We start from the raw sequence: 14,768 nt of genomic DNA on the forward strand, positions 1-14,768 counted from the left end.
AACAATAATGAGTAAACAAAAGAAAGACTATCTGTTTTTATTGGTTTCTTTTCTGATAATACTAATTTTTGGTACGTTGTTGCCTGCTAGTAATGGTTTAACTCCTCAAGGATTATGGACGTTAGGTATTTTTGTGGCTGCGCTGGTAATGTGGACTACAATTTCTATTTCGTGGCCAAGTTTAATAGTCCTATTTTTGCTTGGATTAATACCAAGTGTAGGATATCAAGCCGCGTTTACGGGAACTTTTGGCAATTCCACAGTTGCTTTTCTGATTTTTACTTTTGCATTAGTTTACCCACTATCACAAACAAATTTTATAAGAAGATGTACTATAGCGTTAATTACCAACCGGATTGCTAAAAAAAGCCCATGGAGATTTGTGATTTTTCTATTTACTGCCATTACTTTCTTAGGACTTTTTATTTCACCTACTGTTTTGATGGTGACATTTATGCCATTTTTGATTGATATTTTTAAAGTGTTGCATATAGAAAAGGGAAGCAAGGTTGGCAGCATGATTACCATGGGAGCGACATTTTGCATCAACCTTTCTTCAGGAATGACAGCAATCGCGCATGTATGGCCAACCTTAGCCATAGGATTTTATAAAGGCGCAACTGGAAAAGAAATATCACAAGTTCAGTACATGATGGTTGGAATTCCTATTGGAATTTTAATTATTATTGGTATGCTTCTTGTTTTTCGTTTTATTTATTGTCCAAATGATATTAAAAATATAAATTTAAAGGCTGTTGAAAAACTTAAGGGAACCATCAAACCTGCTGATAGAAAAGAAAAAATAATATTAGCCACTATGCTTTTAACGGTAATATTATGGATAATGCCTAGCTTTATTAAAGGCATACTTCCTACTGTTTATACAACAATAAGCGGTTGGACTACGGCTTTTCCACCGTTATTAGGATGTATTATATTGATGATTGTCAATATTAACGGAAAAAGTATATTGAGCTTTAAAGAAGTTACAAACAAAGGTATATCTTGGGCTTCCGTCCTTATGGTAGGTGTAGCTAGTGAACTTGGTGCAGTTTTAACTGCTAAAACAATGGGAATTGAAACATGGTTAACGAACATTTTAAGCCCATTAGCTAAAGGATTACCAGAAATCCTTTTGGCTCTTTTCTTTATTGTTTGGTGTGTTGTTGAAACTAATTTCTCTTCCAATATTGTGACTACGACTATTGTTTCATCCGTAGCAATTTCTGTAATCAGTTCTTTGAGTACTACGGCAAATGGTATTAATCTAGCAGCAGTAATTATGTTGATTGGCTTTGGGGCTGCTGTTTGCAATATGACTCCTGCAGGTCAAGCGGGCGTTAATCCGGTTGCTATTGGTACGGAATATACAACAGCAAAAGATATGCTAATTTGGGGAGCAGCATTTGCTGTTATATCTATCGTAGTTATGACATTTGTCGGTTATCCATTTGCAAAACTAATCTTGTAATAAATAATATTAATTATTTAAAGGACTCTTTCTGAAAATGAATTAGACATTTTTTATTATATCTCGATTCGAATAAGGTTAAATTTTGCTATTAATTTAAAAAATTGATTAATGTTGTAAAATAAATTTATTTTTCTTATGTTATTACTTTTATATACTGAAAACGGTTAAAAAAAGAAAAAGGACTGAACATTAATGACAGAAAAAATAATTAAAGCAACGGCAGAAGGAAGAAATGGCCAAATCGACTTTGACATCAAAGTTGAAAATAATCACATTACAGATATTAATGTGACCAAAACTGCAGAAACCCCAGGTATTTTTAACCAGGTGGTAGGTAAATTAAAGAAGAATATTATTAATAATCAAAGTTTCGATGTTGATGCCATTTCTGGTGCTTCGATTATGACACAAGCCATGCTTGATTCTGGAAAGAAAGCCTTAAAAGCAAATGATGTAAACGTTGTTGCTAAGTCTAGTGATAAGTCGCATCAAGATATAACTTATGATGTGGATGTAGCTGTAATTGGTTCGGGTATGGCTGGCTTGATGGCAGCCTCTCGGGCACTATCAATGAGTAAAAATGTTCTTTTACTTGAAAAGAATGGCTATCTCGGTGGAGCTACAATTCTTAATGGTTCAAATGTCGTTGGTACAGGTTCAAAATTAGCAGCTGCTTTATTTGGTGAGGAAGCAAAAAAAGATTCTCCGCAGCTTTTAGTCCAAGATATTGTCCGTGAATGTCGGGGGACAAATTATCCGCTACTTTCAAATATACTTGCTCAAAATATTGGTAAAGCAGTTGATTTTATTACTGAATTTGCAGACCTAACTTATCAAAAAGCTGAAACACAGACTATTGAGCATTCTGTTGACCGGCAAATTGAAATGCCAACTGAAAGTTCTTATGAATTGATAACTAAAGTGGCAAATGCCTTTACCAAAAAGGGTGGCAAAATTTTACTTGAAACTCGGGTGGAACAACTTAATAAAAATAAACGGGGCCAGCTTGTCTCATTAATTGCTGAAAGCAAACATGAAACAGTTACAGTAAACTTTAAGTCCTTAGTTATGGCAGCTGGTGGCTGGGGCGCTCGTGATTATCGGCAACATAAAACCAATATTCCTTACTACGGTCCAATGACTTCTACTGGTGATTATTTCGATTTTGCTAAAAATATGAATCTGGCTACACGCAATCTTGATTGGTATAAAGTTTACCCCCATGGTTTAGAAGTTGAACCTGGCATTGCCAAATTAACAACTTATTCAACAAAAGAAGCGACTGATATGGGTGCTATTTTTGTTAATACTAGTGGTAAGCGAATTGTAAATGAATCAGCCCCGTATACTCATTTTCGGGATGCCATTGCAGAGCAAAAGGATAAAATTGCTTTTGTAGTAATGGATGAAAGAACATGGAACAGATTCTATGAATTGCTACTTAAATATGGCTTTAGCAAAGATGAAGTGCAAGGTTTCTTTGATCTTGATGGCAAGAAGAGTCCGATTTTAGTAAGCGGAGATTTGCAAACAGTGGCTAAAAAAGCTGGCATTGATTATGAAAACCTAAAGAAGACTTTAACTGACTACGATAAATACGTTGCTTCAGGTAATGACCCTGAGTTTGGTCGTCCTTCTCAGTTTATGCATAAATATGAAGGCGATACCTACTTTGTGATTGAGCAGAAATTACGTTTTTGTACCACCCTTGGTGGCTATGAAACTAACCAGCATATGCAGCTTTTAGACCAAGACTTTGAAGCACTAGACAATTTCTATGCTGCCGGTGAGATTGTTGGCGGTGCTAATGGTCATGATTCGATGCCAAGTATGATGAATTCTTGGTCCTATGCTTCAGGTTTTGTGGCCGGAACTGAGGCCGCTGATAATGCTAACTATCAAAAGCTGGCAGAGACTGCATCCAATTCAACTGATACAGTGTCTGGTGCCTCTAAAAATTAACTTTAATTAATTATTTTATTTTTAAATTTAATAAAGGAGAAATATAATGGCTAATAAAATTACTGGTGTTACTGGTCCGATTACTGGCTGGCTAGATGGCCATACCTACTTAATTGGCTTAATGGCATATCCTATTCGGCATTCAATGTCACCTACAATGCACAACAATGCCTTTGCTAAGTTGGGCTTGAATTATACTTATCTCTGTTTTGAAATTGGCAATGATAAATTAAAAGGTGCAGTTGACGCTATTCGCACTTTAGATATGCGTGGCTCAAACGTTTCAATGCCCAATAAAAAAGAGGTAATCCAGTACCTTGATAAATTATCACCAGCTTCTGAAATGTGTGATGCGGTTAATACTATTGTGAACGACCATGGCGTTTTGACGGGCTACACTACTGATGGCATCGGCTTTGTCCAGTCACTTAAGGATGAAGGCATTGACATTAAAGGTAAAGTGATGACTTTGACTGGTGCTGGCGGTGCTGCAACCCCAATAGCTGTTCAATCAGCTTTAGACGGTGCTAAAGAAATCAGAATTTTTAATATTAAAGACGATAAATGGGCTCAAGCTGAAAAGAACGTCAAAACTATTCAAGAAAAAACTGATTGCCAGGTTTCTTTAACTGAGTTGACTGATCAAGAAGCATTTAAACAATCAATTGCAGAAAGCGATATTTATTGTGACGCGACCAGCGTTGGTATGAAGCCGCTTGAGGATAAGACGCTGGTTTCAGATCCTTCCTGGTTCCATGAAGACATGGTGGTGTTTGACACAGTTTATGCTCCTAGAACTACCAAATTAATGAAAGTGGCTCAAAAAGCTGGAGTTAAGCATGTTTTTGATGGCATCGGCATGATGATTGATCAGGGTGCAGCCTCATTTAAGTTATGGACAGGTAAAGATATGCCAACTGATTATATCCGTGAAATTATGTTCTCAGATGATAATAATTAGTTGAGGTATTGAATAATGGCTACTGTCAAGATTAGAAATATTGTTTTAGGTGCAGGTCTGCCTAAAATTGCTGTGCCTAATGTCGGTTCAACTGAAAAAGAGATCATAGCTTCAGCTAAGAAGATTAAGGCTGCCAAACCAGATTTAATGGAATGGCGTATTGATTATTATGCTGCAGGAATTAAGGATTTTAACACACTAAATACTACTGCCAAGAAATTGCGCCAAGAAGTGGGCGAGTTACCAGTTTTAGTTACTTTTCGTACCAAAAATGAAGGTGGAGTTTGTCAGCTCGACGAGGATCAGTATTTAAATTTAGTAGAATATGTAATTACTAACAGGTTGGGTGATGCTGTTGATATTGAACTTTTTCATGATGAAAAAAGAATAAAGTCTTTGGTGACTTTAGCTCATAATTATAATGTTGTTGTAATTATGAGTAACCATGACTTTGAAAAAGTGCCAGCTAAAGATGTAATTGAATTTCGCTTACGAAAAATGGCGCAACTTGGTGCTGATGTGCCCAAGTTAGCCTGCATGCCTCATAGTGCCGCTGACGTTTTAACTCTTTTAACAGCAACGACAGAAATGAACAAAGAGATTGCTAATCCCCTGATTACTATGGCCATGGGCGATATCGGTAAAGTCACTAGAGTAGCAGGCCAGGTTTTCGGCTCAAGTCTGTCCTTTGGCGCTGTTGGTCAAACTTCTGCACCCGGTCAGTTATCAATTGAGGATCTGCGTAATGCGGAAAACTACTTAGCATTACAGTAAATTTTATTAAGATAATAGATATTTTGAGTTAGCTTTAAGTATTAAGGCTAACTCTTTTTTGGTTAAATCAAATTTATACTAAAAATACGTGTTAAACTTTTAATGACAACACTATGTATTTCCAGCGTAAGTTTAGTAATGGAGAAATGTATGACTGCAAACGAGAATATTGAATGGTTTAAAAATGCTAAATACGGCATGATGATTCACTGGGGTTTATATTCACTTCTTGCTGGTGAATATGAAGGAAAATCTGCAAGCAATTACGCTGAATGGATTCAGTCTAAATTGCAAATACCTGTTGCAAAGTATCGCCAGCTTGCTGCCGCTTTTAACCCCATATATTTTGATGCCGACAAAATCGTAGCTTTTGCTAAAAAATGTGGTATGAAATATTTGGTAGTTACAACCAAACACCATGATGGCTTTGCAATGTATCATTCACAAGTAGATCCTTATAATGTGTTTGATGCAACCCCATTTCAGCGAGATGTAATCGGTGAACTTGCAGCAGCTTGCCAAAAATTCGGCTTAAAGCTGGGCCTTTATTATTCCCAAGACTTAGATTGGCATGAACCAAATGGGGGAGGCTACCTATCAAATGATATTGAATCCTCTGGCACTACTTGGGACAATAGCTGGGACTTTCCTCAGAAAAATAAGAATTATAATCAATGCTTTACAGACAAAATTCTGCCCCAGATTAAAGAAATAATGAGTAATTATGGGGAGATAGCTGTTGCCTGGTTTGATGTACCTATGACATTAACTGCAAGCCAGAGTCAGGAAATTTATGAGACAGTGAAAAAATTGCAGCCAAATTGTCTAATAAATTCACGTCTTGGTAATGGCAAATATGATTATGTTTCCCTTGGTGACAATGAAATTCCAAGTGAAAAAGAAGAGGAGCAAAAAGATATTAATTTTAACTCACTCAATGGCCTTAAACCTTCACCATATGGTTTATATGAGTCAGCCGGTACCACTAATGATTCTTGGGGCTTTTCTTATCGCGATCAAAATTGGAAATCTCCTGCAACTATTTATCACAACCGCAAATATTTAAATAGCTTAGGAATAAATTATTTATTAAATATTGGGCTTGATGGTTTAGGAAGGATTCCCTTGCCCGCACAGCAAAGTATTGCAGCTGCAGCGAAATTGGCTGAGAAATAATAAAAATTCTATAATTCATCATTGATTTTTTGGCTTTTACTAAATAGAAATTGGAATATTGTGGTTTAAGACTACAAAAGAGGCGCATCGTAAAGGGATGCGCCTTAATTAATGAAAGTAATTTTGGATTTTTTGAATGAGATCTTCTTTGGTACTTAATATAAGTTCGATATAAATTATTTTTTCTTTTTTATCTACACGGTAGAAGATATATTCATATTTATCAATTAGAACATAATAACCATTAAGTAATTCAGAAAACTTAGCTGCTTTAATGCCCAGATATGGAAATGACTTTAAATTATCCAGTTTTTCTTCTTCCCTAGCTAAAACTTCTTTTTTTACTTTTTCACCAAACTTAGCCAATAAGTATGTTTTTAGGTTTTCAAAATATTCTTTAGACGGGCTAGATAATTTTAATGAGAACATTAGCTGAATAGTTTTACTTTAATTTCATCAAAATTATAATGCTTTGACTTTTCAGCTTTTTTCAGCTTAGTTACCAGCTCAAGAGCAGTAGTAAATTCATCATAGTCCTCAATATCTATGAGCGCAAATTTGCCATAGCCGTTTTTGGTAAGAAAAACTGGATTATCTTTTTTAACTTTGTCAAGGACTTTATTGTAATTTCTTAATTCTGAAACAGGTCGAATTTGTAACATGAGCATCACTTCCTTTGACAAATATTGTACATTATTTTTCTAACAATTTACAGTATAATAATGAGCAATAAAGTAAACTAAGATCAGATTGGCAAAAAAGGTAAAAGAAAAGAACCAAGCAGTTTCTTAGCTGCTTGATTCTTTTCTTTTTATTTATATTATCTAATTAATCTTCGTAGGTACCGACCTTTTTCAAATTGCCTAAGACACTTTCACCATGAGGTGATTGTCCTATTGCAACAGTCAGGTCACGACCAGCTAAATTGCCATGGTGTTCACCATTAGTCCAGTGAGGATTGCCAGTAACATCATAAACAACACCTTTAATAGCAACATAAGCTGGGTTGCCATTTTTACCATCATATTTTGCTAAAGATTCTTTTGTAAACTTCTCCATTGGAAATATCCCCTTTCCAAATACACTTACTTATTGTCACCTATATTATAGCTCAAAGAAGCAACAAGTCTAACTTTTACTTTGATTTTTTTGATAGTTAAAACGCCAGCCAGCAATATCCCAGGGGGTAAAAGCCGAATCTAACTTACGCTGGTAAGCCTTTTCATAGGCTGCTACTTTTTGCTGGTAATCGTGCTTCATCATCTGCCTAGAATTTTCATTGGCATTCAGTTTAACATCAGGGAAAATAGGCGGCAAAACGTGAACTACATATTTAGTTTGGTAAAAATTAGGGTGGTCTTTCTCTAATTTGTCAATTGTTTGAATTTCAATAAAAGTTGAAATAACCGGCACATTTTGTTTGGCAGCAAAATAATACGCCCCTCGCTTCAATTCCCGTGGTTTGCGGTAATTCCACCACATTTCTTGTTCGGGATAAATTAGGACCCAACTGTTTTGTTCTAGCGCATCATGTAGGTGACGCGGAAATTCGTTACCGATATAGCTGGGAGTTTCTATTAAAGGAATTGTGCCTACGTAGTTCATTAAGTAGCATAATATTCCGGGCAATTTTAAGTTGGTATCTTCAATAGCAATAGTTAAAGAATGGTGGGTTTTATTTGCTAGGTGCTTAATAGGTAGGGAATCAATTTGATTAAAATGGTTGGCAGTAATAATTGCTCCGCCTTGTGGCAAATTAGCTAAATTTTCCAGACCGGTAAATGTCGTGGACGATGTAAGAATGTGCATCAAAGAGTTGAAAAGCAAGTGGCCAATCCGATTATTAACTTTTCCCTTAAAAGTTTTTTGCTCTCGCCAAAAAGCGTTAACAAGTTCTTTGCTTTCCTTTATTGAAAGAACAGGGTCACCAACTTCGACTTTAGCATCCCATTTGCCACTATTGACTGCTTCTTTGATATTTTGAATAACTTGTTCACGATCGTTGCCTATAATCATAAACTGACAGGTCCTTGCTTTTTCACATTAGCCCAATTATATGGGTCATTAATAGTTTTATCTTCTTTAGCCAGCATGTGATCTAATTTATGCCGGTCTTCATCACGTTGCTTATCAGTGTAAGTATTTAGTTCAGTCAACAGATCATTATAAAACTTAGTTTCTTTTGCACTCTTCCAGAAATATTCTTCATATTGAACGTTTTTAAAATGCCATGGTTTAAAGAAAAGGTTGTAGTGAATCAGGCTGGGGTTAGTTAAAGGTTCAGTATTATCATTTGGCATTGCATCCCATTTGGGGTCTAAATGTAAAATTCTCTTATCGCCAATTTCGTTTAAATAATCTTGATCAGGGGCAATACAGTCAAAATGATATTTGCTGAGTAAACTCATGAAATGATCAATAAAATTCTCATCGCGAAAGGCTTTACAGTTTAAAACCAGCATGCCGGAATTAATGTATTTTTTAGGATCAAGAACTAATACGTCTTTAATGTAGGCAACCATTTTTGTTACAAATTGAATGGAAGAATCAGTACAAGCTGCAAAGAGGTGATTGCCAAGTTCTGTATCATACAATTTACCAATATCATCATTTATGATTGTGTCACTGTCGATATAAATTGCCTTATCATATTGGGGAAACAGATCAGGAATAAATAAGCGGTAAAAAATGGACATGGTAAAGAAATCAGCCCGTAAATAGTTTTCCGTACGATTTTGAATTGGTGCAACTATTTCATCGTTAATCTTAAAGAATTTAACATGAACATTAGAAGAGCCTATTTCTAATAAATCCTGTTTGTGCTGCGATGATAAGTCCTGACTTAAAAAATAGATAGTATAATCTTTATCATCAGCAGCATTCTTTACTAAAGAGTTCAGCGAAACTGCTGCGTATTTTGTAAAATCATCACTAATTGCATAAAAAACTGGAATTGTCATATATTTATTTTCTCCAAACATTATTTTTGTACTAAATTGCTTTTCACATTGAGATAGTAATTCAGAATGTCATCATATTCGTGCAATTTTAGTACTGTATGTACTCGCTTAACATCCCAGGGCTTAACAGTCAGAGTATGAAACACGGGCCAAAAACGGAAACTGGTAGTAAAATGCTGAATTACAGTGTCCGACTGTAATTTATACTGTTCATTATAACGACGCGGAGCAATTTTCTTATTTCTGGCATAACGGTTAATTGCAGTTTGATCAGGCATTAACACGGTTCTAGTCTGCAGAAGGTGCCTAATTCTAGCGAATAATTTTGTTTTTCTAATTTCTGGCAGGTTAAGTAACAAAACGCCGGAATTAATGTAGTCAAAAACTTTATGCTCGTGCAGGTTGTGAAAAAAGAACCGTCCCCAGTAATCAAGAACGCCAGCGAATTCGTAATTAGTTAGATCTTGTTGGTAAAAGCTAACGAGGCTGCGCCTGACTATTACATCAGCGTCGAGGTACAGTATTTTATTTGGCAACTGTGGTATTTCGTCAGCGAAGAGCCTAAGCATAGCATAAGGGGTAAAATGAGTACTCATGTTAGCTATTAACGGCTCTCTGACAAACAGGCCGGTGCAATCCATTAATTTTAACGTATTGTGCGGATTTTGTTTTACCAAAAGTTCTTTTAAATAGTCCGCTGCATGTTTGCTGAAAGGCTTAAATTTCTTGTGATAGCTTTGAGTGTACATTGTTAGGATGTAGATATGGAGTTCCTTTGCACTGCTATTTCTTATTAATGAAAGTGTAGCGATAAGAATGCCATCTTCGGCGTTATGATCGCCACAAAAAAGAATATTCATTGAGAACTCCTTAATTTATTTTTTGATACATATAATATTCGAAATCACTTGTTAAGGCACGTTTTTGCATTGTCTGATAAACCTGCTTATGCAGCTTTTCTTGCGCCTGCTTTTTAGTGAGACGTTTATCTGGATAGAAGGGTCCATCGATGTAGACGGTTATCTGCGGTTTCTTACCCCACTTGGGCTTAGAATAAGTTGTAGTCATAGTAAAGCTGGCAGAGTCAAGTGCAACAGGGAAATGCATGCTGTTCACTGGAAAAGGCCTGATTTTAGTGTAATAAGGCCAAACATGTGATTCAGGATAAATGACGACTACTTTTTTGGCTTTAATAACAGTAGTGATTGCTTTAATCAATTTTGCGGATTGTTCTATGTTTTCACCAACAGGAAGTCCGAAATATGGTAAAACCAGTTTGCCTAAAACAGGGATGCCCCAATTTGATTGTGCTGCAATAGCATAATATTTTTTTGCAGGAACAATGCTGAGCGGCAAAACCACATCGCCAAAAGTTTGGGTATGATTACCATAGATAAAATACCCCTGATCGTTTGTAGCTTGCAACTTTTCCTTACCAATTATTCGTACTCTCAGGATTAAATTAATATAGACCATACTAATTAGATGTCCTAAAGGGCGTACAAACTTGGACCAGATTTTCCCACTTAATGACTTCGGAAAAATAGCATAACTATTTGGTAAATGATAATCTTGGTTCAGGCTAACTATCAAATCATCTGTTAAATGATGATAGAAGTATTTTCGCTTACCCATCGAACCCTTCTTTCAATAAAGTCAATAAGTAATTTTATCATGAATTGCTTAAGATTAAAAAGGTTGCTAAAAAGCTTGATAAAATAGTATAAACTGCTATTTAATCTATCAACATATATAGAAATAAAAAATGATTTTTTGTAATTTTAAGTAATTATATATAAAAAGAGCACACTAATCAAAGTGTACTCTATTATCTGCCAAAAAGCAGAGTAAAAATGAACTTTTATTAAAATAACCCAATCAAACAGCCGATAGTTACAATCACAACCATGATGATAATTACTTTAGTAGCTGTCATTTGTTTACTAGAAACAAGCCACCAGCCTAAAATAACCATAGCTAGTGGTAAAAGTCCTGGAAAGATACCGTCTAGGACTGTTTGTAAGGGTTGCGATTTGCCTCCCAAAGGAATTTTAGCCACAGTTTTGAGAACAATTGTATTTGCAGCTAAAGCTCCTACGACCATTACGCCTAAGATGTTAAACGCATCAGTAATTCTCTTGGAATTTTCGCCCACAATAGTGTCGATTGCACCAACACCCAATTTATAACCGCTGTGAAAGGCAATATAGGAAATTGTGGGTCCGATTATGCCATAAGCAATAATGTAAAATAAAGGTCCGACGGGACTGCCGCCTTTAGCCAAGCTCATTGCAATTGATAACAAAATAGGAACGATAATGCCTTGAATAATTGAATCACCAATACCGGCCAAAGGACCCATTAAAGTAGCTTTAATGTTAACGGGCATTTCTTCTGAAACATCGTTGCCCAAAGCAATTTGCTCTTCCAAAGAAGCAACAATCCCATTAATAATTTGACCTGTTTGCGGTTCGGTATTGTAAAACATGGAATGACGCTCAAGCAAGCGTCTCTTTTTCTCAGGATCATTTTTATAATATTTGCGCGCAAATGGTAAATAAGAATATGCCCAAGCGTGACCCTGCAACTTTTCATAACTCATCGAACTGAGGTGTGTAAAACCCCACCTATACCATATTTGATTAAGTTCATGTTTTGTTAGTAGCTTTTGTGGTTCAGTATTATTTTCTTTTGTAGCCATTTTTAACACCTCTCTTTAAAATAAGTCTTCATCTTCATATTCGTCATCATTATCAACCGCCTGTTCTGCATTATTTGCAGAGCTAGTAGCAGTAGGAGTAGTGCTTTTACCAGTTGACATGTAATACAAATATGCGACTAAAGCAGAAATAAAGACAATTGCAATCATGCTTAATTTGGCAAAAGCAAGTAAAACAAAGCCGACAAAGAAGAAAATAAAGTGTGATTTGTTTTTGATCACTATGCTCATTAACATGGCAATACCCAAGGCTGGCAAAACGCCGCCCAAAACCTGAATAATGTGGGTTACAATAGCAGGAATGCTGTCGATTAGCCAATTGACTAAACCTTTACCATAGTAAATTGCCAGAAAAACTGGTACAGCACGTAAAAGGAAGGTAGTGATTTGCGGATAAACTAAATGGTTCAGGACAATACCACGGTCATCATTATTATGAGCGGCGTTTTCGGCACGGGTATTCCAGAAAGAGTAAAGGGCCATTCTGCCGTTATAGAAAATTAAGCCAAATGTCTGACCAATGAGAATAGATAAGGTAACAGCGATTGCAGGATTTTTAGTGGTCGCCATGGCTAAGCCAATTCCGCCATAAGCTGCATAAGTAATTTCACTGTTAGTAGCACCTCCAGTTGACAGGTTGGCGATGAAAACCGCTTGGACAGCTAAGCCACATAAAATACCATTTTTAATGTCACCAAAGGCCAGGCCGACCAGTAGACCGGCTACTAAAGGTCTACCAACAATGTAGAATCCCCCAGACATACCAAATAGCCAAGGGGTTTCAATCGCTCCCAGGTAACAGAAAATTCCTGTTAAAAGTGCGGGAAAAAATAAATTATTCATTTTTATTGCCTCCAAAAATTAGGACATAGAATCATATTTCTTTTTCATGGTTGACCAAGGCTTAATTTCATCATCAGGTAATAGCTGAAATTGAATATCAATGCCATGTTTAGCAATATCTTCAAAAGCGTTATAGTCATCCTGATCAATGGCTACAGTCCGTCCGAGCACCTTAGTTCCTGGACGGGTATTCATCGGGCCAACATTTAATACTTTGCCAAAATCAATTCCCATGTCTGCCATTTGGGCAAAAGTCTTGGGAGAGTCACTGATTAAGAAGAATTTCTTCTTAGACTCAATTCCTTTTTTAATTTTGTCGCCAGCTTCAGCAACCGTATAAATACCAACTTTTAAATCGTTAGCAGCAGCTTTTAAGACCTTGCGGCGTAACTTGTCATGGGCAATATTATCACCGACAACTAAAATGCCGTCCACAGGACGTGCTTTTGTCCAACGGGTCATAGTTTGGCCGTGGATTACCCGATCATCAATTCTTACTACTGAAATACTCATTATTAATACACCTTTCTTATTTTTTTAAAATTCAATATCGTCATCATCATCTTGCTGGTCTTGAGCAACTTCAATACCATTGGTTCCTGCCTGTAGAACTGTCTGTACGGCTTCATCAAGCGTTGTATTGTCAGATAACTGAGGGACAAGTTCTAAAAGCATTGGTAGGTTCAGACCACTGACTACCCGGGTTTTTTCTGTATGAGCCAAGTAGTACTTATAGGACTCATTGTATGGAGTTCCACCTTTTAAATCTGCCAGAATTAAGACTGGTTCTGTCTCACCGTCAAGTAGCTCTTGTAGACGGTCGCAATATGAACCAATTCCTTTTTCATCTAATTCAAGTGTCATGATATGGTCTGATTTGCCGGCAATAAATTCAAAGCCAGAAGCGATGCCTTGTGCTAAATGTCCGTGTGAAGTTAATAATATTTTCACTAAAATCACTCCTTTTGTAAATACATATTAATTTACAACACAATTATATGTAATCGCTTTATATAAGTCAAACACTATTTTTAAATAAAAAGTAAGCGGTTGACATTATAACTTTCTGTGGTTAAAATCAGTTTATGTAAATACAAAAAGGAGAATAACAATGAAATATACAATAGATGACTTTGCACGACTAATTGATCATACTAACTTACATGCGGATGCGACTGAAGAAGACATGAAAAAGTTATGCGATGAAGCTAAAAAATATCATTTCAAGATGGTAGCAATTAATGAAGTCCAATCGGAATTTTGTGCCCAACAGTTAAAAGGGACGGATATTGATACTGGCGCTGCGATTAGTTTTCCTTTGGGACAAACTACAATAACTTGTAAATTGGCAGAAACTAAAGATGCGTTACAAAACGGTGCCAATGAAATCGATTATGTTGTTAATTTAACGCAAGTGCGGGTTCATAATTGGTCTTATATTGAAGATGAAATGACTCAAATGGTTAAACTTTGCCATGATCACGATGTGCCATGTAAGGTCATTTTTGAAACCTGCTACTTGACTAAAGCTGAAATTAAACAGCTGGCCTTGATTGCTAAAAAGGTGAAACCAGATTTTGTCAAAACTTCAACTGGCTTTGGCACCGCTGGCGCAAAAGTAGAAGATGTAAAACTGATGAAAGAAAATGTTGGTTCGAATGTTAAAGTCAAAGCTGCAGGTGGAATTCGCAATACCGATGATTTTTTAGCAATGATTGCAGCCGGAGCAGAACGGATAGGCACGAGCTCGGGCGTAAAGATTATTGAAACTCTTAAACAGCGGTTTGAAAAAGACGGCATTAACTCAATTGAAATTTAAGTGTAAATAAAAAATAGTGTCAAAAAAGCCGGTGTAAGTAGGGATTATTTAGCTCTTTACACCGGTTTTTGGCATGGTAT

17 protein-coding genes are annotated in these 14,768 nt (G+C 36.1%); 6 read left to right on the forward strand and 11 right to left on the reverse strand.

Annotated elements, in window-relative coordinates:
• Positions 1–7 precede the first annotated feature (7 nt).
• The 5 genes from JF76_RS00580 (at position 8) to JF76_RS00600 (ending at position 6,347) form a co-directional block, all read left to right on the forward strand.
• Positions 8–1,471: an SLC13 family permease gene (locus JF76_RS00580; protein WP_045927354.1), complete on the forward strand. Its 1,464-nt coding sequence runs from the start codon at positions 8–10 to the stop codon at positions 1,469–1,471.
• Positions 1,472–1,666: 195 nt separating this feature from the next.
• A complete protein-coding gene (locus JF76_RS00585) occupies positions 1,667–3,436 on the forward strand; it encodes an FAD-dependent oxidoreductase (RefSeq protein WP_045927355.1) in 1,770 nt (589 codons plus the stop codon).
• A 46-nt stretch (positions 3,437–3,482) separates the two neighbouring features.
• Positions 3,483–4,397 carry a shikimate dehydrogenase gene (locus JF76_RS00590; RefSeq protein WP_045927356.1) on the forward strand — a complete coding sequence of 305 codons (915 nt, stop codon included), beginning with the start codon at positions 3,483–3,485 and terminating at the stop codon, positions 4,395–4,397.
• Between the two features lie 15 nt (positions 4,398–4,412).
• Positions 4,413–5,171 carry a type I 3-dehydroquinate dehydratase gene (gene aroD / locus JF76_RS00595; protein WP_045927357.1) on the forward strand — a complete coding sequence of 253 codons (759 nt, stop codon included), beginning with the start codon at positions 4,413–4,415 and terminating at the stop codon, positions 5,169–5,171.
• A gap of 150 nt (positions 5,172–5,321) precedes the next feature.
• On the forward strand, positions 5,322–6,347 hold the full coding sequence (locus JF76_RS00600) for an alpha-L-fucosidase (RefSeq protein ID WP_045927358.1): 1,026 nt from the start codon (positions 5,322–5,324) through the stop codon (positions 6,345–6,347).
• A 108-nt stretch (positions 6,348–6,455) separates the two neighbouring features.
• Here the strand turns inward: JF76_RS00600 and JF76_RS00605 are convergent, their stop codons facing one another.
• The 11 genes from JF76_RS00605 to JF76_RS00655 all read right to left on the reverse strand — a co-directional run bounded on the left by JF76_RS00605 (position 6,456) and on the right by JF76_RS00655 (position 13,820).
• Positions 6,456–6,776, reverse strand: coding sequence for a type II toxin-antitoxin system RelE/ParE family toxin (locus tag JF76_RS00605; RefSeq protein ID WP_045927359.1), 321 nt, complete (start codon positions 6,774–6,776; stop codon positions 6,456–6,458).
• On the reverse strand, positions 6,776–7,009 hold the full coding sequence (locus JF76_RS00610) for a type II toxin-antitoxin system prevent-host-death family antitoxin (protein ID WP_045927360.1): 234 nt from the start codon (positions 7,007–7,009) through the stop codon (positions 6,776–6,778). Before JF76_RS00610 ends, JF76_RS00605 begins: the two co-directional genes overlap by 1 nt.
• A gap of 166 nt (positions 7,010–7,175) precedes the next feature.
• Positions 7,176–7,406 (reverse strand): cytochrome b5 domain-containing protein, encoded by a 231-nt coding sequence (locus tag JF76_RS00615; protein WP_045927361.1) that lies wholly within the window; start codon positions 7,404–7,406, stop codon positions 7,176–7,178.
• Positions 7,407–7,475: 69 nt separating this feature from the next.
• Positions 7,476–8,363, reverse strand: a complete 888-nt coding sequence (locus JF76_RS00620; RefSeq protein ID WP_045927362.1) for a lysophospholipid acyltransferase family protein — start codon at positions 8,361–8,363, stop codon at positions 7,476–7,478.
• Positions 8,360–9,307: a glycosyltransferase family 8 protein gene (locus JF76_RS00625; protein WP_045927363.1), complete on the reverse strand. Its 948-nt coding sequence runs from the start codon at positions 9,305–9,307 to the stop codon at positions 8,360–8,362. The genes JF76_RS00620 and JF76_RS00625 overlap by 4 nt, the downstream gene beginning before the upstream one ends.
• Before the next feature lie 20 nt (positions 9,308–9,327).
• Positions 9,328–10,167 (reverse strand): glycosyltransferase family 8 protein, encoded by an 840-nt coding sequence (locus tag JF76_RS00630; RefSeq protein WP_045927364.1) that lies wholly within the window; start codon positions 10,165–10,167, stop codon positions 9,328–9,330.
• Positions 10,168–10,177: 10 nt separating this feature from the next.
• Positions 10,178–10,942, reverse strand: a complete 765-nt coding sequence (locus tag JF76_RS00635; protein WP_045927365.1) for a lysophospholipid acyltransferase family protein — start codon at positions 10,940–10,942, stop codon at positions 10,178–10,180.
• Positions 10,943–11,171: 229 nt separating this feature from the next.
• Positions 11,172–12,008 (reverse strand): PTS system mannose/fructose/sorbose family transporter subunit IID, encoded by an 837-nt coding sequence (locus JF76_RS00640; protein WP_045927366.1) that lies wholly within the window; start codon positions 12,006–12,008, stop codon positions 11,172–11,174.
• Between the two features lie 15 nt (positions 12,009–12,023).
• Complete coding sequence (locus JF76_RS00645) at positions 12,024–12,869, reverse strand: PTS mannose/fructose/sorbose/N-acetylgalactosamine transporter subunit IIC (protein ID WP_045927367.1); 846 nt, start codon at positions 12,867–12,869, stop codon at positions 12,024–12,026.
• Between the two features lie 18 nt (positions 12,870–12,887).
• On the reverse strand, positions 12,888–13,382 hold the full coding sequence (locus JF76_RS00650) for a PTS sugar transporter subunit IIB (RefSeq protein ID WP_045927368.1): 495 nt from the start codon (positions 13,380–13,382) through the stop codon (positions 12,888–12,890).
• Between the two features lie 24 nt (positions 13,383–13,406).
• On the reverse strand, positions 13,407–13,820 hold the full coding sequence (locus JF76_RS00655) for a PTS sugar transporter subunit IIA (protein WP_045927369.1): 414 nt from the start codon (positions 13,818–13,820) through the stop codon (positions 13,407–13,409).
• A gap of 160 nt (positions 13,821–13,980) precedes the next feature.
• Between JF76_RS00655 and deoC the strand changes: the two genes are divergently transcribed.
• Positions 13,981–14,688, forward strand: coding sequence for a deoxyribose-phosphate aldolase (gene deoC / locus JF76_RS00660; RefSeq protein ID WP_045927370.1), 708 nt, complete (start codon positions 13,981–13,983; stop codon positions 14,686–14,688).
• Positions 14,689–14,768: the final 80 nt, after the last annotated feature.

This window comes from Lactobacillus kullabergensis (assembly GCF_000967195.1).
Classification (GTDB): Bacteria; Bacillota; Bacilli; order Lactobacillales; family Lactobacillaceae; genus Lactobacillus; species Lactobacillus kullabergensis.

Coding starts and splice junctions, on each gene's coding strand:
- JF76_RS00610 (WP_045927360.1), bottom strand. CDS start 7,009: ATGTTACAAATTCGACCTGTTTCAGAATTAAGAAATTACAATAAAGTC.
- JF76_RS00600 (WP_045927358.1), top strand. CDS start 5,322: ATGACTGCAAACGAGAATATTGAATGGTTTAAAAATGCTAAATACGGC.
- deoC (WP_045927370.1), top strand. CDS start 13,981: ATGAAATATACAATAGATGACTTTGCACGACTAATTGATCATACTAAC.
- JF76_RS00635 (WP_045927365.1), bottom strand. CDS start 10,942: ATGGGTAAGCGAAAATACTTCTATCATCATTTAACAGATGATTTGATA.
- JF76_RS00640 (WP_045927366.1), bottom strand. CDS start 12,008: ATGGCTACAAAAGAAAATAATACTGAACCACAAAAGCTACTAACAAAA.
- JF76_RS00645 (WP_045927367.1), bottom strand. CDS start 12,869: ATGAATAATTTATTTTTTCCCGCACTTTTAACAGGAATTTTCTGTTAC.
- JF76_RS00625 (WP_045927363.1), bottom strand. CDS start 9,307: ATGACAATTCCAGTTTTTTATGCAATTAGTGATGATTTTACAAAATAC.
- JF76_RS00585 (WP_045927355.1), top strand. CDS start 1,667: ATGACAGAAAAAATAATTAAAGCAACGGCAGAAGGAAGAAATGGCCAA.
- JF76_RS00620 (WP_045927362.1), bottom strand. CDS start 8,363: ATGATTATAGGCAACGATCGTGAACAAGTTATTCAAAATATCAAAGAA.
- JF76_RS00590 (WP_045927356.1), top strand. CDS start 3,483: ATGGCTAATAAAATTACTGGTGTTACTGGTCCGATTACTGGCTGGCTA.
- JF76_RS00605 (WP_045927359.1), bottom strand. CDS start 6,776: ATGTTCTCATTAAAATTATCTAGCCCGTCTAAAGAATATTTTGAAAAC.
- JF76_RS00650 (WP_045927368.1), bottom strand. CDS start 13,382: ATGAGTATTTCAGTAGTAAGAATTGATGATCGGGTAATCCACGGCCAA.
- JF76_RS00615 (WP_045927361.1), bottom strand. CDS start 7,406: ATGGAGAAGTTTACAAAAGAATCTTTAGCAAAATATGATGGTAAAAAT.
- JF76_RS00630 (WP_045927364.1), bottom strand. CDS start 10,167: ATGAATATTCTTTTTTGTGGCGATCATAACGCCGAAGATGGCATTCTT.
- JF76_RS00580 (WP_045927354.1), top strand. CDS start 8: ATGAGTAAACAAAAGAAAGACTATCTGTTTTTATTGGTTTCTTTTCTG.
- aroD (WP_045927357.1), top strand. CDS start 4,413: ATGGCTACTGTCAAGATTAGAAATATTGTTTTAGGTGCAGGTCTGCCT.